The sequence below is a fragment of the Micromonospora sp. NPDC005087 genome (assembly GCF_042872965.1).
Classification (GTDB): domain Bacteria; phylum Actinomycetota; class Actinomycetes; order Mycobacteriales; family Micromonosporaceae; genus Micromonospora.
In genome coordinates this window covers 144091-159883 of record NZ_JBIALB010000005.1, presented here as the reverse complement: position 1 = coordinate 159883, position 15793 = coordinate 144091, and the positions used below count along the sequence as shown (strand labels likewise).

15 protein-coding genes are annotated in these 15793 nt (G+C 73.9%); 8 read left to right on the top strand and 7 right to left on the bottom strand.

Annotation, left to right across the window (positions count from 1 at the left end; genetic code table 11):
* Positions 1 to 5: 5 nt before the first annotated feature.
* Genes ACFYPS_RS14570 through ACFYPS_RS14560 form a run of 3 tightly spaced genes read right to left on the bottom strand, consistent with a single transcriptional unit; the run spans position 6 to position 2153 of the window.
* Positions 6 to 437 carry an ASCH domain-containing protein gene (locus ACFYPS_RS14570; protein ID WP_354966436.1) on the bottom strand — a complete coding sequence of 144 codons (432 nt, stop codon included), beginning with the start codon at positions 435 to 437 and terminating at the stop codon, positions 6 to 8.
* 57 nt (positions 438 to 494) lie between these two features.
* Positions 495 to 1568 (bottom strand): questin oxidase family protein, encoded by a 1074-nt coding sequence (locus tag ACFYPS_RS14565; RefSeq protein ID WP_387324762.1) that lies wholly within the window; start codon positions 1566 to 1568, stop codon positions 495 to 497.
* A 33-nt stretch (positions 1569 to 1601) separates the two neighbouring features.
* Positions 1602 to 2153 carry a phosphoribosyltransferase family protein gene (locus ACFYPS_RS14560; RefSeq protein ID WP_387324760.1) on the bottom strand — a complete coding sequence of 184 codons (552 nt, stop codon included), beginning with the start codon at positions 2151 to 2153 and terminating at the stop codon, positions 1602 to 1604.
* A 187-nt stretch (positions 2154 to 2340) separates the two neighbouring features.
* On the opposite strand from ACFYPS_RS14560, the gene ACFYPS_RS14555 reads away from it, so the two are divergent.
* From ACFYPS_RS14555 to ACFYPS_RS14540, 4 genes are all read left to right on the top strand, one after another.
* Positions 2341 to 2964, top strand: a complete 624-nt coding sequence (locus ACFYPS_RS14555) for a septal ring lytic transglycosylase RlpA family protein (protein WP_354966439.1) — start codon at positions 2341 to 2343, stop codon at positions 2962 to 2964.
* 101 nt (positions 2965 to 3065) lie between these two features.
* Entirely contained in the window at positions 3066 to 4193 is a 1128-nt protein-coding gene (locus ACFYPS_RS14550; RefSeq protein WP_354966440.1) for a PP2C family protein-serine/threonine phosphatase, read from the top strand.
* A gap of 137 nt (positions 4194 to 4330) precedes the next feature.
* Positions 4331 to 6187 carry an acyl-CoA dehydrogenase gene (locus tag ACFYPS_RS14545; RefSeq protein ID WP_354966570.1) on the top strand — a complete coding sequence of 619 codons (1857 nt, stop codon included), beginning with the start codon at positions 4331 to 4333 and terminating at the stop codon, positions 6185 to 6187.
* Positions 6188 to 6378: 191 nt separating this feature from the next.
* A complete protein-coding gene (locus tag ACFYPS_RS14540; RefSeq protein WP_074315731.1) occupies positions 6379 to 6648 on the top strand; it encodes a DUF6458 family protein in 270 nt (89 codons plus the stop codon).
* Positions 6649 to 6690: 42 nt separating this feature from the next.
* Here the strand turns inward: ACFYPS_RS14540 and ACFYPS_RS14535 are convergent, their stop codons facing one another.
* A complete protein-coding gene (locus ACFYPS_RS14535) occupies positions 6691 to 7230 on the bottom strand; it encodes a histidine phosphatase family protein (RefSeq protein WP_354966441.1) in 540 nt (179 codons plus the stop codon).
* 112 nt (positions 7231 to 7342) lie between these two features.
* Between ACFYPS_RS14535 and ACFYPS_RS14530 the strand changes: the two genes are divergently transcribed.
* The gene (locus ACFYPS_RS14530; RefSeq protein WP_354966442.1) at positions 7343 to 7630 is read left to right on the top strand and encodes a DUF6458 family protein; all 288 of its coding nucleotides are present in this window, start codon (positions 7343 to 7345) and stop codon (positions 7628 to 7630) included.
* 70 nt (positions 7631 to 7700) lie between these two features.
* Here the strand turns inward: ACFYPS_RS14530 and ACFYPS_RS14525 are convergent, their stop codons facing one another.
* On the bottom strand, positions 7701 to 8378 hold the full coding sequence (locus ACFYPS_RS14525) for a hemolysin III family protein (RefSeq protein WP_354966443.1): 678 nt from the start codon (positions 8376 to 8378) through the stop codon (positions 7701 to 7703).
* A 106-nt stretch (positions 8379 to 8484) separates the two neighbouring features.
* Between ACFYPS_RS14525 and ACFYPS_RS14520 the strand changes: the two genes are divergently transcribed.
* From ACFYPS_RS14520 to ACFYPS_RS14510, 3 genes are read left to right on the top strand one after another with little or no spacing between them, the layout of a single operon-like run.
* Positions 8485 to 9150 (top strand): allophanate hydrolase subunit 1, encoded by a 666-nt coding sequence (locus ACFYPS_RS14520; RefSeq protein WP_354966571.1) that lies wholly within the window; start codon positions 8485 to 8487, stop codon positions 9148 to 9150.
* On the top strand, positions 9048 to 10010 hold the full coding sequence (locus tag ACFYPS_RS14515) for a biotin-dependent carboxyltransferase family protein (RefSeq protein ID WP_387325158.1): 963 nt from the start codon (positions 9048 to 9050) through the stop codon (positions 10008 to 10010). Before ACFYPS_RS14520 ends, ACFYPS_RS14515 begins: the two co-directional genes overlap by 103 nt.
* A complete protein-coding gene (locus ACFYPS_RS14510; RefSeq protein ID WP_354966445.1) occupies positions 9994 to 10743 on the top strand; it encodes a 5-oxoprolinase subunit PxpA in 750 nt (249 codons plus the stop codon). The genes ACFYPS_RS14515 and ACFYPS_RS14510 overlap by 17 nt, the downstream gene beginning before the upstream one ends.
* A gap of 54 nt (positions 10744 to 10797) precedes the next feature.
* Here the strand turns inward: ACFYPS_RS14510 and ACFYPS_RS14505 are convergent, their stop codons facing one another.
* Together ACFYPS_RS14505 and ACFYPS_RS14500 are read right to left on the bottom strand one after the other, a co-directional pair.
* Positions 10798 to 12630, bottom strand: coding sequence for an NHL domain-containing thioredoxin family protein (locus ACFYPS_RS14505; RefSeq protein WP_354966446.1), 1833 nt, complete (start codon positions 12628 to 12630; stop codon positions 10798 to 10800).
* 140 nt (positions 12631 to 12770) lie between these two features.
* Positions 12771 to 15506: a hypothetical protein gene (locus ACFYPS_RS14500; RefSeq protein WP_387324754.1), complete on the bottom strand. Its 2736-nt coding sequence runs from the start codon at positions 15504 to 15506 to the stop codon at positions 12771 to 12773.
* Positions 15507 to 15793: the final 287 nt, after the last annotated feature.

The window sequence follows — 15793 nt, the reverse complement described above, 5'->3', positions numbered from 1 at the left end:
ACCGGTCAGGTGCCGAGGTCGCCGCCAGCCACCCCGCCCTCGCCGCCGGACACCAGCCGTAGGCGGAGGCAGACGATCGGGGTGTCGTCGTCGACCGGGGTGCCGAGTCGCGCCCAGTAGGCCGAGTGTCCGGCCCGCCACTCCTCGATCGAGCGGTCACCCTCACCCTCGGCGCGGGCGAAGTCCCAGGGCACGTCGGCGAAACGGACCACCTCGATGCCGGTGATCTCCACGACGCCGGCCAGCGCATCGTCGTCGTCAACGAGGGCCAGCCGTTCGCCGACCCGCTCCAGTTCCTCGCCCTCCTCCGCGTACTCGGCGAGCCGGCCGGCCGTGGCGGTCTTCACGCCGGCCAGCACCAGGGTGTTCAGGGTCGCCCGCAGCTCGCCGGGGGTGCCGAGGGCGAGGGTGCGCAGTTCACCGATCCGAGGCCACATCCTGCCGAGGCTAGGCCAGCTCGACCCGTACCGCCGCCGCAATATGCCGGCCCCTGGTCAGATCAGCTGGCCGGCGTAGCCCGCGGCGGTGAGCAGCCGCTCGTCGCCGGTGGCCGCGTGCGCGTCGAGCACCGCGTCGGCCAGCTTGACCACGTGCTCGTCACCGTGGCGGGCTGCCCGGGCGAAGACCTCCGCCGGGGTCGCCGCCGGCACGGTCGGCGGTGCCATCCCGTCCGTCGGGGCGTACACCGAGGTCACGGCCGCCGTCGCGGCCCAGGCCGCGGCGAGGCTCGGCGCCCAGAGCGCCCGATCGAGTGCCGGCAGGGTACGCAGCACCGCGGTCGGCGCGGTGACCGCGTGCACCAGCATGACCGGCGCGGCGTGCCCGAAGCGCAGGTAGTCCAGGCCGGCCCGGTGCACCAGCGCGGCGAGCCCCCGCTCCGCCTCGGCCGGGCTTCGCGCGGGGCGCAGCGCCGCGAGTGCCGGCTCCCATCCCGGTACGCCCGGAAGCCGGCCCAGCCGGGCCAGGATGCCCCCGGACTGGTCGTCGATCCGGGGCAGGCCGGCCAGCGCGGCATCCACGTCCATCGCGTCGGTGCCCGTCCCGCCCGCCTCGGCAGCGACGGAGCCGACCGACGCGGCCGGGTGGAGCAGTCGGTCTTCTCCGGGGACCGGCTGCCAGCGGGCGGCCCAGTAGCCGAGGGCCTGGCCCAGCTCGGCGAGCCGCTGCGGGTTGGCGCCGGCCGGGTCGAGCGCGCGCACGGCGTGCCCGACCCGGATCACGCCGTGGGTGGCGCCGGCGGCGATGCCGGGCAGCAGCCGCGGCCACCAGGTGCCGAGCACCTCCCGCCACGGGCGTTCGCGCAGCTCCCGGTCGAAGTACGCCAGCCAGTCACCGGCCCGCTTCGCGTCGCCCAGCGCCGCCCGCCAGTCGTCGATCGGGCGCAGCCCACGGGGCAGCTCGTTGAGGCGACCGAGGTAGTCGTCGAGCCAGCGGTGCACCCGCTGCTGGTGCCCGTGCCGGGCCAGCGCCTCGACGGCCATCGGCCCGTGGTTGGTCAGCCAGCCCTCGTATTCGGGGCCGGTGCGATGCAGCCGTTCGTACGCCTCGTCGAGGATCCCGTCGTCCATGCGTCGATCGTCGGAGATGAACCACGGTTCAGGTCAAGACGGCAGATCGGCGCCGCTGATCAGGCCGGTGATCCGGAGCTCTGTCGCGACGTCGGGCGGGCAGTCGATGGCCACCACGGCGCTGCCCAGCACCTCGGCTCCGCGCGCCGCGCAGATGTCGTAGAGGGCGCGGATCTGCGCTCCGGTGCGCACCCAGTCGTCCACCACCAGGACCCGGTCGCCGGGGCCGAGGTGCCGGTCCCGTACGGCCAGGTCGACCTGCCGGCCCCGGTAGTCCGGCGGGCTCTGCGCCCAGGTGAGCGGCCCGGCCGGCAGCCGCCCGTCGCCAGGCTTGTGCGCGGCCACGAAGCCGACTCCGAGGGCGGTGGCGGCCAAGGGCCCGAGCAGCAGCCCGGTGACCGCGGGGGCGAGCACCACGGTCGGCCGGGCGGACCGGTACGGCGCCACCAGGGCCGGTCCCAGCTCGGCCAGTACGGCCGGGTCGCGCCACCAACCGGAGATGTCGCTGACCAGGTGGCTGGTGCCCGGTCCGGGGTCGATCCACCGGAACAGGGCGGCGAGGCGTTCGGTCAGCTCGGCTGGCATCGGTCCATCCTGCGGCACCCGCGTCGGGGGTGCGGGCACCCGGGCCGGCCGGCCCATCCCGGCTCGGATGATCGGCTACACGTACCAGTGCAAATACGGGCATACCACAATGATCACGTTGACTTCGGAAGTACTTCTCTCGTTACGGTCCGACCCGGTTTGTTCAGTCGACGAAAGGACCGGGCCGGTGGCAGGCAGGCACTCCCGTACCCGCATCTTCTCCTCCCCGGCGGGCATCGCGGCCACTGCAGCGGCCGCCGTCGCCCTCGCCGTCGGGGGCACCGTCGGCGCCGTGCAGCTGACCTCGGGCTCCGCGCAGCCGGAGCAGGCCACCATCGAGTTCGCCCCGACCATCGCCGCCAGCAGCCCTGCCGCCAGCTCCCCGGCCGCCTCCCCGAGTGCCAGCGCCTCGCCGAGCGTGACGGCCAGCCGGTCGCCGCAGGCCGCCTCCCGGAACAAGACCCGTACCGCTGCACCACCGAAGCCGAGCCCGACCGCGAAGAAGAAGACCGTGGCCGCGAAGGTGCTGGAGAGCGGATCGTGCGGCGCCTCCTTCTACTCCGACGGGCAGCTCACCGCCAACGGCGAGTCGTTCAACCCGAACGAGTTGACCGCGGCGCACAAGACCCTGCCGTTCAACACCAAGGTCCGGGTGACGAACCCGGCCAGTGGCAAGTCGGTCGTGGTACGGATCAACGACCGTGGCCCGTTCATCGACGGCCGCTGCCTGGACCTCTCGCGGGCCGCGTTCGCGACCATCGCCTCGGTGGACGTGGGCGCGCTCACCGTCAGGTACGAGGTCCTCGGCTGAGCGGGGCGGGCGATGCCGTTCCGGCCGGACACCCCCGCCAGCCGGACAGAACCTCCTCGGACGACGGGTCAGGTTCATTCACCCGCTCACGTGGATCAGGCATGCTGTCCCTCGTACCCACGCGACTCCTCCAGTCGGGCCGTCGCCCGCTGAGCCCCGGATCCCGCGCCGGCCTCGGCGCGGCCCTCGTTCTGCTCGCGATCGTCTCGGCGGTGGAGCTGGCGGACGGCCGGCCCGCGCACTACGTCGCGCTGCTGGCGGCCGCCCCGGTCCTGGCCGCCGCGCTGGCCGCGTGGCAGGTGGTGCTGGGGGTGGGCGCCGCGGCGACCCTGATCGGGGCCGGCTTCGCCCTGATCGAGCCGGAGATGTCGCTGGTCACCTCGGTCAACGTGGTCGGGGTCGCGTTCGTCACCGGGCTGGCGATGGCGGTGGCCTGGGTACGGCAGCGGCAGGCGGTGAAGATCGGCGAGTTGACCAAGCTCGCCTCGGTGGCTCAGCAGGCGGTGCTGCGTTCGCTCGGCCCGCAGGTCGGCACGCTGTCGGTGGCCGGCCGCTACATCTCCTCCACCGCGACGGCCGAGATCGGTGGGGACCTGTACGAGGCGATCGACACGCCCTACGGGGTTCGCATGATCATCGGTGACGTGCGCGGCAAGGGCCTGGACGCGGTCCGGCTGGCCAGCATCGTCCTCGGCTCCTACCGGCACGTGGCGTACGAGCGGGCCGACCTGCGCGCCGTGGTGGCCGATCTGGATCGCGCGGTGGCCCGTAACGTCGGTGACGAGGACTTCGTGACGGCGGCACTGGTAGAGGAGCGTGGTGGCACGCTCACCATCGTCAACTGCGGGCACCCGCCGCCGCTGCTGCTGCGCCGGGGCGCGGTGATCCCGCTGGAGCCACCCGCGCCGGCGCCTCCGCTCGGGTTCATGCCGGTGGTGCGCCCGCGGGTGGAACGCCTCGAGCCCGGCGACCGGCTGCTGCTGTTCACCGACGGTCTCGGTGAGGCCCGGCGGGACGGCGAGTTCTTCCCGACGGCGGACCGGGCCTGGCGACTGCTCGGGCACGGCACGGTCGCCGACGGGCTGGCCTCGCTGGAGACGGCCCTGGTCGAGTGGGTGCACGGCCGGCTCGACGACGACATCGCCCTGGTCCTGATGGAGTACGCCGGCGAGCGGACCGGCGCGGCGGCGGCCGTGCCGAGCTGGGAGGTCGGCGCCGCCGAGGGCTGAACCCGGCCGGACGCGGGCGCGCCTCGGAAGTGTGTAATGCCTGTCACTTGGGTGATTGGGTTGTCGCTAGCTACCCGCGAGTAATAGAGTCGGGGTTACTGATCGGTAACACCTGTCCGGAAGCGGGGCCAGTGAGCATGACCCACTACAAGAGCAACCTCCGGGACCTCGAATTCAACCTGTTCGAGGTCTTCGGGGCTGACCGGGCGTTCGGCCAGGAGCCGTACTCGGAACTCGACACCGACACCGCCCGCAGCTTCCTCGCCGAGGTCGACCGACTCGCCCGCGAGGATCTGGCCGCCAGCTACACGGACAGTGACCGCAATCCGCCGGTCTTCGACCCGGCCACGCACACCGCCCCGCTCCCGGAGTCGTTCAAGAAGTCGTACCAGGCATTCATGGACTCCGAGTTCTGGCGGCTGGACCTGCCGCCCGAGCTGGGCGGCACCAACGCGCCGCGCGCTCTCTGGTGGGCCCTCGCCGAGCTGGTGCTCGGGTCGAACGCCCCGGTCTGGATGTACGCCTCCGGCCCGTCCTTCGCCCACGTGCTGCACGTCGAGGGCACCGAGCGGCAGAAGAAGTGGGCCAAGCTCTTCATCGACAAGCAGTGGGGCTCCACGATGGTGCTCACCGAGCCGGACGCCGGCTCGGACGTGGGCGCCGGCCGCACCAGGGCCATCCAGCAGCCGGACGGCACGTGGCACATCGAGGGCGTGAAGCGCTTCATCACCTCGGGCGAGCACGACCTGACCGACAACATCGTCCACTACGTGCTGGCCCGCCCGGTGGGCGTCGAGGGTGTCGGCGGCCCGGGCACCAAGGGGCTGTCGCTCTTCGTGGTGCCGAAGTACCACTTCGACGAGACCACCGGCGAGCTGGGCGAGCGCAATGGCGTCTACGCCACCAACGTCGAGCACAAGATGGGCCTGAAGGTCTCCAACACCTGCGAGGTGACCTTCGGCGAGCACGGTGTGCCGGCCAAGGGCTGGCTGCTGGGCGACAAGCACGACGGCATCCGGCAGATGTTCATGATCATCGAGTACGCCCGGATGATGGTCGGCACCAAGGCGATCGCCACCCTCTCCACCGGCTACCTCAACGCCCTGGAGTACGCGAAGAACCGGGTGCAGGGCGCCGACCTGATCCAGCAGGCCGACAAGACCGCGCCGCGCGTCACGATCACCCACCACCCGGACGTGCGCCGCTCGCTGCTGCTGCAGAAGTCGTACGCGGAGGGCCTGCGCGCCCTGGTCCTCTACACCGCCACCTGGCAGGACCGGATCGCCATCGCCGAGGCGGCCGGCGACGAGAAGGCCACCAAGCTGGCCAAGCGGGTCAACGACCTGCTGCTGCCGCTGGTCAAGGGTGTCGGTTCGGAGCGGGCGTACGAGCTGCTCGGGCATGAGGCGCTGCAGACCTTCGGCGGCTCCGGCTTCCTCCAGGACTACCCGCTGGAGCAGTACGTCCGGGACGCCAAGATCGACACCCTGTACGAGGGCACCACCGCCATCCAGAGCCTGGACCTGATCTTCCGCAAGATCGTCCGGGACAACGGCAGGGCGCTGATGGCGGTCGCCGGCGAGATCCAGGAGTTCATCTCCTCCGAGGCGGGCAACGGCCAGCTCAAGGAGGAGCGGCAGGCGCTCGGCAAGGCGCTCGCCGAGATCCAGAACATGCTCGGCGTACTGACCGGTTGGCTGGGCGAGGCGCAGGGCGGCGACACCCGCGCCCTCTACAAGGTCGGGCTCAGCAGCCGGCGGTTCCTGCTGGCCATCGGCGACCTGGTGGTCGGCTGGCTGCTCCAGAAGCAGGCCGACGTGGCGCTCACGGCGCTGGCCGGTGAGGTCTCCGCCACCGACAAGGCGTTCTACACCGGCAAGGTGGCGGCTGCCCGGTTCTTCGCCCGAGAGGTGCTGCCGCGCATCGGCGCGGACCGGCGCATCATCGAGGGTGCGGACCTCGACATCATGGACCTGCCGGAGGAGGCCTTCTGAGCGTGCCCGGCACGCCTGAAGGTTCCGAGCGTCATCCGACACCGACGGCCGGTGGGGCATCTGCCCCGCCGGCCGTCGCGCTGCCCGCTATTCGGTGGCCCGACCCCGGTAGGCCGGCAGCGGGGCGGGTAACCGTCGCGTGGTCACGACAGGGAACGCCCAGAGCCACCGCACGGGGGAGTGCAGCGCACATGGGTGTAGGAAGCGGGATCTTTCTCATCGCGATCGGCGCCATCCTGACGTTCGCGATACGAGCCAACGTCTGGTGGATAGACCTGCGCGCGGTCGGCTGGGTGTTCATCCTGGCGGGGCTGGCCGTACTGCTGACCACGCTCTGGTTCTGGCAGGACCGGCGTAAGCGGGCCCGAACCCTCATCGTCGAGGAGAATCGGCTCTCGCACCCGACGGCGATGATGCCGCCGCCGCCCGACCCGCCGCCGCCGACCGCGCCACCCTCCTGAGCCGCGTACGCCCGGGCCACCCGTCGACCATCGGCGGGTGGCTCAGCCGCGTGCGACGTGCCGTGCGATGACCGGTGCCCGAGCCGGGGCCAGCTCCGTCCAGCTCAGCGCGCCGCGGTGCACCGCCAGTTCGGTGGTCCGCAACCCCTCCGTGTCCGCCCCCTCCGTGTCGAGAAGCGCGGAGAGCAGCGAGATGCCCGGATTGTGGGCGATCAGCAACGCCGTCCGTGCCGCCGCGTCGATGGTGCGGACCAGCGCCAACAACTCCTCCGGATGGGCGTCGTACGCGCCGGGCTCGTAGCGGACGGTCGGGCGGGGACCGGCTGGGCCGCCCTCCGGTGGCGAACCGGTCATCCCCATCGCCACCCCGTGCCAGGTCTGCCGGGTCCGTAGCGCCGTCGAGCAGATCACCACGTCCGGCAGCAGCCCGTTGTGGGCCAGCCAGGCACCGGCCGCCGCCGCGTCGGCGTGCCCCCGCGCGGAGAGCGGCCGGTGGGCGTCGTCGGTCCCTTCGCCGCCCTGCTCGGCCTTCGCGTGCCGGAGCAGCACCAGAGTCCGTGTCTCGGGATGGGCGTCCGTCATACCCCCAGCTTGCCCGATTGGCGATCTCCGTGCCGGGGTAAGTCGATGGGTGCCGCACCCCTACCGACGGCCGCGGCGCGACGTACGCCAGGTTGGAGCCGAGGAGCGAGACATGGGCATTGGTGGCAGCATCTTCCTGATCGCGTTGGGCGCGATCTTCGCATTCGCCGTGGAGGCCGACCTGGGCTGGCTGAACCTGGCCGTGGTTGGCTGGGTGCTGATGCTGGCCGGCGTCGCCGGCCTGCTCGCCACCCTCTACTTCTGGAACAGCCGCCGCCGCACGGTGGTCGCCGCGCCGGTCCGGGAGGACCGCGTCGTGGCCGACCGCGTGGTGCCGGTCCAGGACGACCGGGTCATGCGGGAGTACCGCGAGGTGCGCCGGCCGGGTCGGCCGGTCTGACCCCACGATCACGCGTTCCGGGGTCCCGCAGCGTCGCGGGGCCCCGGCTCGCGTCCTGTGCCGGTCGGGGTCAGGCGAACAGCGCGAAGTAGATCGCGATGTGGTGGCACAGCGCGGCCAGCAGGGTGCAGGCGTGGAAGAACTCGTGGTGGCCGAAGACGGTCGGCCACGGGTTGGGCCGGCGCAACGCGTAGAAGACCGCGCCGACGCTGTAGATCGCGCCGCCGACGATCAGCAGCACCAGCGCCGCGACGCCGCCCCCGTGCAGGATCTCCGGCAGCATGGCCACCGACACCCAACCGAGCGCCAGGTAGAGCGGCGCGGAAACCCAGCGTGGGGCGTGCGGCCAGACCACCTTGAGCGCCACGCCGGCCAGCGCACCACCCCAGACCAGGGCCAGCATCACGGTGGCCGGTCGCGGCGCGAGCAGCAGAGCGCAGAACGGGGTGTACGTGCCGGCGATGAACAAGAAGATCATCGAGTGGTCCATCCGGCGCATCACCTGGTAGCCGCGCTCGGACCACACGCGACGGTGGTACAGCGCGCTGGTGCCGAAGAGCCCGCAGACGGTCAGGCTGTAGATGACGCAGCTCACCAGGGGTGCCCACCCCGGCCGGGTGGCGGCGATCGAGCACAGCACGATGCCGCAGACCAGGGCGACGAAGAAGGCGTACGTGTGCAGCCAGCCGCGCATCCGGGGCTTACCGATGTCGACCGGCTTCAGTCGAAGCGGGGCGGAGGTGGTCACGACATCAGGTTACGGCACCGTAGGTTACTTGCAAGTAGTCGCGCTGGTGACGCCCGGCACCGTCCCCGTGAACACCCGCCGGCACGACATCGGCGAGGATGAACGGATGCGGATCCGACCCGCCGGGGCGCACGCCCTGCTGCTCGACTTCTCCGCGCCCGCCGACGCGACTCAGACCGACCTCGTCGACGCGTGGCGGGCCGAGCTGTGGCGCCGCCGCGAGCGGGGCGAACTGGCCGCCGTCGAGATCGTGCCGGCCGCCAGCACCGTCCTGCTCGACGGCCTGCCCGACCCGGCCGCCACGGCCGACCTGCTGTCCCGGTGGGCACCAACGGTCGCCACGGCCGTCAACCACACCGCAGGCGCGGCGGAACGGATGCGCGAGCGGGGCTCTGACGAGGTCGTCGTCCCGGTCGACTTCGACGGGCCTGACCTGCCGGCGGTCGCCGAGCACTGGGGGGTCGACGTGCCGGCCGTACCGCGCCGGCTGACCGGCACCCCGTTCCGGGTCGCCTTCTGCGGCTTCGCCCCCGGGTTCCCCTACCTGACCGGGCTGCCCGCCGAGTTGGCGCTGCCCCGCCTGGCCACCCCGCGCCCCCGCGTGCCGGCCGGCTCGGTCGCCCTGGCCGGCCCGTACGCCGGCATCTACCCGAGCGCGTCCCCCGGCGGCTGGCTGCTGGTTGGCCGGACCGAGCTGGTCCTCTTCGACGTACACGCCGACCCGCCGGCCCGGCTCGGCCCGGGCACCCGGGTCCGGTTGGCGGCGGCGTGACCCGTCCTGCCGAGATCGAGGTGCTCCGCGCCGGCGCGCTCACCACCGTGCAGGACCTGGGCCGGCCCGGCTGGGCACACCTGGGCGTACCCCGGTCCGGGGCCCTCGACCCGGCGGCCCTGCGGCTGGCCAACCGGCTGGTCGGCAACCCGGAAGGGGCCGCCGGCCTGGAGATCACCCTGACCGGCTGCGTGCTGCGGCTGACCCGGGCCACCACCGTGGCGGTCACCGGAGCCGAAGTGCCGATCCGTGCCGGTGACCGACCCGGCGACACCGGACGCCCGCTCACCGTGCCGGCCGGAACGGTGCTGCGGATCGGCCCGGCGCGTCGGGGCGTACGGAGCTGGCTGGCCGTGGCGGGCGGGATCGAAGTGCCGGCGGTGCTCGGCAGCCGGGCCACCGACACCCTCTCCGGGCTGGGGCCGTCCCCGCTGCGGGATGGCGACCGGCTGCCGCTCGGCGAGCCGGTCGGCGAGCCCGCGCCGGTGGACGTGACCGTGGGCCCCGCACCTGCACCGGAGCTGCACCTGGCCCTGCACCGAGGTCCCCGCTACGACTGGTTCACCCCGACCGCGTTCGACCGGCTGCTCGGCACCCCGTACACCGTCAGCCCGGTGAGCAACCGGGTCGGCGCGCGGCTCACCGGCGCGCCGCTGCCCCGCGCGGTCGCCGGCGAACTGCCCAGTGAGGGCATCGTGCTCGGCGCGGTGCAGGTGCCGGCGGACGGACAACCCCTCATCTTCCTCGCCGACCACCCGACCACCGGCGGATACCCGGTCATCGGGGTGGTCAGCGACGCGACCCCGCTCGCGCACGCCCGGCCAGGTACTACCGTCAGATTCCATGGACCTCAACGCTGACCTGGGCGAGGGATTCGGCATCTGGCGACTCGGCGACGACGAGGCGCTGCTGGACCTGGTCACGTCCGCCAACGTCGCCTGCGGCTTCCACGGCGGCGACCCGTCCACCATGCGGCGGGTCTGCGAGGGCGCGGCGCGGCGCGGGGTGGCGGTGGGCGCGCAGGTCGGCTATCGCGACCTGGCCGGCTTCGGCCGGCGGCACATCGCGTACGACTTCGCCGAGCTACGCGACGAGGTGACCTACCAGCTCGGGGCGCTCAGCGCGTTCTGCCAGCTCTTCAACACCCGGGTCCGCTACCTCAAGCCGCACGGGGCGCTCTACCACGCGGCCGCCATCGACGAGTCCCAGGCGGCGGCGGTGGTCGCCGCGGTGACCGGCCACGACCCCGAGCTGCCCGTGCTCTGCATGCCCGGCACCACGCTCGCCCAGCTCGCCGTCGGCGCCGGCCTGCCGGTGGTCGCCGAGGCCTTCGCCGACCGCGGCTACCTGCCCAACGGGGTGCTGGTGCCCCGCGGCACCCCCGGCGCGCTCATCACCGACCCCGACGAGGTGGCCACCCGGGCGATACGGATCGCCACCGAACGGACCGTGGTGGCGGTGGACGGCACCGTCATTCCCTGCCCGGCGGACTCGATCTGCGTACACGGCGACACACCCGGCGCGGTCTCCGCCACCGAGCTGGTCCGCGCCACGCTGATCGACGCCGGTGTCCCACTAACCCCGTTCGCGTGAAAGGAAGGGCCCCTTCTTATCGGATTTTGTTGTACAAGGGGCCCTTCCTAACAGCTAGGAGTCGAGGCCGCGCAGCACCAGCGGAAGCCGGGCCGCGGCGCCGTCGACCACGCGGACCGGAACGCCCCAGTCCTGGCGGGTCAGGTGGCAGGCCGCGTGCTCGACGTCCGCGTCGCAGGTCGCCGCCTGCGCGGTCACCTGGAGCACCCCGCCGGTCACCTCGCCGTTGAGCACCAGCCGGCGGGACAGCTCGGTGCCCGTGCCGGCGCCCTCCACCAGCAGCTCGGGCGGGGACGCGGACACCACCAGCCGGGTCGACGGCCCGTACGTCTCGTCCAGCTTCTGCCCCGGCGCGGGGGTGAAGACGATGTCGAGGGTGACCTCACCGGCCGCGACGTCGGTGGGCTTCCGCTCGGTGCGGTGCCGTGGGCCGTCCACCGTGCTGGCACCGGCCGTCGACAGCGAACCCGGGGCCAGCCGGGTCAGCCGGTGCGCGGCGGACTCCACGACCAGCACCTCGCCGGCCGGGGTGAGGACCAGATCGCTCGGCTCGGCCAGCCCGTCGGCGACCGTGGACACCTGACCGGTCGACGGGTCGAAGCGGCGCACCGCGCCGTTGTAGGTGTCCGCGATCAGCACCGAGTCGTCCGGCAGCGCGCACACGCCCAGCGGGTGCTGGAGCAGCGCCGACTCCGCCGGCCCGTCCACGTGACCGAAGTCGAACAGGCCCTGCCCGACGGCGGTGCCCAGCACCCCGTTCTCGACGTACCGAACGGCGCTGGTCTCGCTGTCGGCGATCCAGAGCCGGGTGCCGTCGGCGGAGACGGAGAGCCCGGACGGCTGCGCCATCCACGCCTCGGCGAGCGGGCCGTCGCGCAGTGCCTCGACAGTCGTGCCGGCGTACATGCCGGCGGTCCGCTTGATCGGATCGAACCACCAGAGCTGGTGGATGCCGGCCATCGCGATGATCAGCTTGTCGTCGTACCAGGCCAGGTCCCACGGTGAGGAGAGATCCACGGCGAGCGCGTCGTGCGCGTGGTCGTCGACCGAGGCGCGCCACTGCTTGCCGCTGCCGGCCACCGTGACCACCTCGCCGGACGCCAGGCGTACGCCGCGCAGCAGGTGGTTGACCGTGTCGGCGACCACCAGGTCGTAGCCGGCCACCTCGGCGACCTGCCGTGGCAGCACGCAGAGCCCCTGCGGCTCGGAGAAGGTCGCCGCGCCGGCCGGCCCGTCGGCCCGGCCCCGCTCACCCGAGCCGATCCGGCGCACCGGCGTCTCGCCGTCCGGAGCCAACTCGACCAGGGAGTGCCGGGCCGAGTCGGAGACCAGCAGGTTGCCGTCCGCCAGCACCACCGCCTTGCCTGGGAAACGCAGCGTGGTCTCCGGTGCCGGCGGCGGGACGTACGGGCCGTCGCCCCGGTGCAGGGTGCCCTTGGCCTCATGGGTCGCGATCAGCTCGTCGATCAACCGGGCCAGCCCTTCGGCGTGCCCCTCGCCCGCCATGGTGGCCACCACGTACCCCTCCGGGTCGATCACCGACAGGGTCGGCCAGGCCCGGGCCGCGTACTGCTGCCACATGTCCAGATCGGGATCGTCGAGTACGGGATGGTGCACCCCGTACCGCTCCACGGCGGCGGCCAGCGCGTCGGCGTCCTTCTCATGCTCGAACTTCGGCGAGTGCACACCGATCACGACGAGCACGTCGCCGTACTTCTCCTCCAGCGGACGCAGCTCGTCGAGCGCGTGCAGGCAGTTGATGCAGCAGAAGGTCCAGAAATCGGCCAGGACGATCTTGCCGCGCAGGTCGGCGAGTTTGAGATCGCGTCCACCGGTGTTCAGCCAGCCCCGACCCCGCAGCTCGGGAGCCCGTACTCGTGCACTCATGCCCCCATCGTGCCTGATCACCGGCCCGTCACCGGCCGGAGGGGGCGAGCCGCCCAGATCCGGGCGCGTACGCCTCATCCCCGCTGGTGGGACGACGACGGCGGGGCCACGGTCACCCGTGGCCCCGCCGTCGGTTCGCGTTACTTGGTGGCCGGCTTGAGGCAGAGCACCCGGTTGGTGCCGTCGCCGGGCAGCACCACGTGCGGCTGGGCCGGATCGGCGCACTTGTCCTTCGCATCCACCTTGGAAACGATGGTGAACGCGCCCGCCTCGCCACAGTCCACCGCCGAGGCGCCCTGGCCGGACTGCTTCACGCAGGTGCCGACCGCCGGGTCGAAGGCCGGCGTGTCGTCCCCGCCGAACTTGCCCAGCAGCATCAGCAGGCCGAGCGGCACCGCCAGGATGAGCACCGCGGCGATCAGCACCGCCGCCAGCACGCGGCCGTTGCGCACCTTCGGCACCGGTGGCTCCGCCTGCGGCTGGTCGGCGTCCGGCTTGTACGCGTCGAACCGGCCCTGGTCCGACTCGCCGGCTGCCTGGCCCCACGATGGTGCAGGCTGCTGGGGCGCCGGCGGGAAGGCCGGCGGCGGGAAGCCGCCGCCCGGTGCCGGCTCGGTGGACTGCCCCCCGAAGCCGGGGCCGCCGAAGTTCGGGCCGCCGAAGCCCGGCGCGCTGTTCATTCCGGCGGTGCCGGCGACCGGTGACCCGGGGGCGCCGAACGGCTCGGCCGTGCGCTCGGCGCCGGCCTGCGGCCGGACCCCGTTCATCGGCCGGTTGCTGCCCGGGGTGTCGACGAACGACGGCACACCCGGCGGGAAGGCCGGAGGCGGGGACGCCGCCGCACCGAATCCGTTCGGAGCGGCCGGCACGTCCCGGTCGTCGAAGCGCGGCTCGGCCGGAGGTTCGCCGCCCCACGCGGGGGCGGCACCCTGTCGCTCCGGGCCGTTCTGCCAGTCTTGTGCGCCCGGGCGCTCGGCGCCGTTCTGCCAGTCGGGTGCGCTTGGGCGCTCGGCGCCGGTCTGCCAGTCGGGTGTGACCTGCCGGTCGGGGCCGTTCTGCCAGTCCGGTGCGCTCGGGCGCTCGGGACCCGGGGCGGCCTGGAACGCCTCCGGCGCCGCCTGCTCCGGCTCGTTCTCCGGCTCGGGGCGGGGCGGGCGACCGTACACCCGGGGCTGCGGCGCGGGCGCGCCGGCCGGTCGTACGGCCTGGTCGGTGGGGGGCATCACCCGGCTGGCCAACGGAACCGATGCACTCGCCGACGCCCGGCCGGCCGCCGACTCGGCATCCGGCGCCGGTACTACCGCGCGGCCTGCTCCGGCCTCCGGGGAGACCCGCGGGGCGGGCACCACGGCGCCGGCCGCCGGAGCCTCCTCGGCCCGGCCCCAGCCGGCCGGCTCCGCCTCGTACTGCGCGGCGGCGTCCGGGTTCTCCCGCTCGGCGTACGCCGGCTGCTCGGAGGCAGCGCCGTACTGGGCCGGCGGCCCGTAGTTGGCCGGCGGTGCGGCAGCCAGGCTGGCCCCCGGCACGCGCTGCTCCTGCGGGGGCAGTGGCACGGCGTTCGCGGGCGAGATGCCCGGTGCGGGAGCGGGCTGGTAGACCGGCGACTCGTCGCCCCGGCCCGCCTCCCACTCACCGCGGGACTGCGAGGCTTCCGCCTCGGCGCGACCCCATACCTCGCCGGGCGCCCACGGCTGGGCGTCCGGCACGCCGGCGCTGCCCTGGGCGGCGTTGTCGGGGGCGGCGGCCCAGGCGGGCGTCCCGTCGTTGCTGGGAACGCTGGCACTGGCCCGGGCCGGGGTGCCGGTGGCGTCCGCGGTCCATTCCGCCGATTCCGGCCGCTCGGCCGGCTGGTCCTGCGGCGAGAGCACCCAGTCCGGCTGCTGCGGACGACCCTCGGCGCCACCCCAGGCGGCGGGCTGCGCGGCCTCGTCCTGCTTCACGTCGGTGCCGTCGCCCCACCCGCCGGGCTGCGCCGGCTGCTGCTGTCCGGCCCAGCCGCCGGAGCGGGCCGGGTCGTCCTGGCCGGGCCAGTTCGGCGCCGGCGCCTGAGCCGGCACCTGAGCCGAGCCCCGGGAGGCGGCCGCCTCGGCCTGGCCCCACCCGGGGGCCGCCTGCTCGGTCGACTCGGCGGGCTGGCCCCAGGTCTGTGGTGACTGCTCAGCCGGCGTCCACATCGGCTGATCGCCCTGACCGGCGGCGCCGGTGGCCCAACCGGCGCCCTGCGCCGACTCTGCCTGCTGCGACTCGCCGCCGCGCCAGTCGCCGGCGGGCGGGTTGGCCTGCGCCGCTCCGCTCCAACCGCCGGAGCGGGCCGGGTCGTCCTGCTGGGCGTCGGCGTTCCAGCCGCCGGAGCGGGCCGGGTCGTCCTGAGCCGGCCAGGCTGCGGTGGCGGGCGGCACCTGCGCGGCACCCCGCGCGGCCGGCTGGGCCTGCGCCCACTCGGGCTGCTCGGCGCCCCCGGGGGTCCACCCGGGTGCGCTCTGCTCGGCTGGCGTCCAGCCCTGCTGCTGGGCGGCCCACGGGGCGGGCTGCGTGTGGTCGGGTGCGCCACCCGCGCCGGTCCAGGTGCCGGGCTGCTGCGGCGGCTCGTTCGCGCCACCGCCGGTTGCCCAGGCGGGCTGCGCCGGCTCGGTGGGCTGCGGCGCGGCGGCGGCACCCCAGGCGGGGTTCGGCTGCTGCTCAGACTGAGCGGCCCATGCCGGGGCCGGCGGGTTCGGCCGCGCCGGCGGCGGGGGTGCCCAGCCCAGGTCGGGGCCGGCGGCGTTGTAGCCGTTGTCCGGCTGCGCCGGGCGGTCGCCGTACGGCGCCGGTCCGCCGGCGCCCGGTGACACCTCGTCCGGCTCCTGGCCGGGGCGGTGCGGGCCCTCGGACGTCATCGGTGCGCCTCCTCCATCACATGTCGGCCGCCGGTGCCGATCGGTCTCCTCGGCATGGCTGCCGGCGTCACCGGCGTGCCGGGCTCCCCGCACCGTATCCGGTGACCACACGGGGCGTCCAAGGAGCACCGGTCGTCACTCCGCGTGGCCGGTCGGTGTCGAGCAGCTTCTATCGGCTCCGCCGGTGCCGGCCCGGCGGGCGGCGACCGAAGCCCACCGTACCGGGCGCTGCCGCACGGCGGAATCCCGGTGCCGGGAGGGGAGGAAACGCCGATGGCCCGCCCGGT

Excerpts from the sequence above, each read along its gene's own strand:
- ACFYPS_RS14570 (WP_354966436.1), bottom strand. The coding sequence starts at position 437 with ATGTGGCCTCGGATCGGTGAACTGCGCACCCTCGCCCTCGGCACCCCC.
- ACFYPS_RS14565 (WP_387324762.1), bottom strand. The coding sequence starts at position 1,568 with ATGGACGACGGGATCCTCGACGAGGCGTACGAACGGCTGCATCGCACC.
- ACFYPS_RS14560 (WP_387324760.1), bottom strand. The coding sequence starts at position 2,153 with ATGCCAGCCGAGCTGACCGAACGCCTCGCCGCCCTGTTCCGGTGGATC.
- ACFYPS_RS14550 (WP_354966440.1), top strand. The coding sequence starts at position 3,066 with ATGCTGTCCCTCGTACCCACGCGACTCCTCCAGTCGGGCCGTCGCCCG.
- ACFYPS_RS14545 (WP_354966570.1), top strand. The coding sequence starts at position 4,331 with ATGACCCACTACAAGAGCAACCTCCGGGACCTCGAATTCAACCTGTTC.
- ACFYPS_RS14540 (WP_074315731.1), top strand. The coding sequence starts at position 6,379 with ATGGGTGTAGGAAGCGGGATCTTTCTCATCGCGATCGGCGCCATCCTG.
- ACFYPS_RS14535 (WP_354966441.1), bottom strand. The coding sequence starts at position 7,230 with ATGACGGACGCCCATCCCGAGACACGGACTCTGGTGCTGCTCCGGCAC.
- ACFYPS_RS14530 (WP_354966442.1), top strand. The coding sequence starts at position 7,343 with ATGGGCATTGGTGGCAGCATCTTCCTGATCGCGTTGGGCGCGATCTTC.
- ACFYPS_RS14520 (WP_354966571.1), top strand. The coding sequence starts at position 8,485 with ATGCGGATCCGACCCGCCGGGGCGCACGCCCTGCTGCTCGACTTCTCC.
- ACFYPS_RS14510 (WP_354966445.1), top strand. The coding sequence starts at position 9,994 with ATGGACCTCAACGCTGACCTGGGCGAGGGATTCGGCATCTGGCGACTC.
- ACFYPS_RS14505 (WP_354966446.1), bottom strand. The coding sequence starts at position 12,630 with ATGAGTGCACGAGTACGGGCTCCCGAGCTGCGGGGTCGGGGCTGGCTG.
- ACFYPS_RS14500 (WP_387324754.1), bottom strand. The coding sequence starts at position 15,506 with ATGACGTCCGAGGGCCCGCACCGCCCCGGCCAGGAGCCGGACGAGGTG.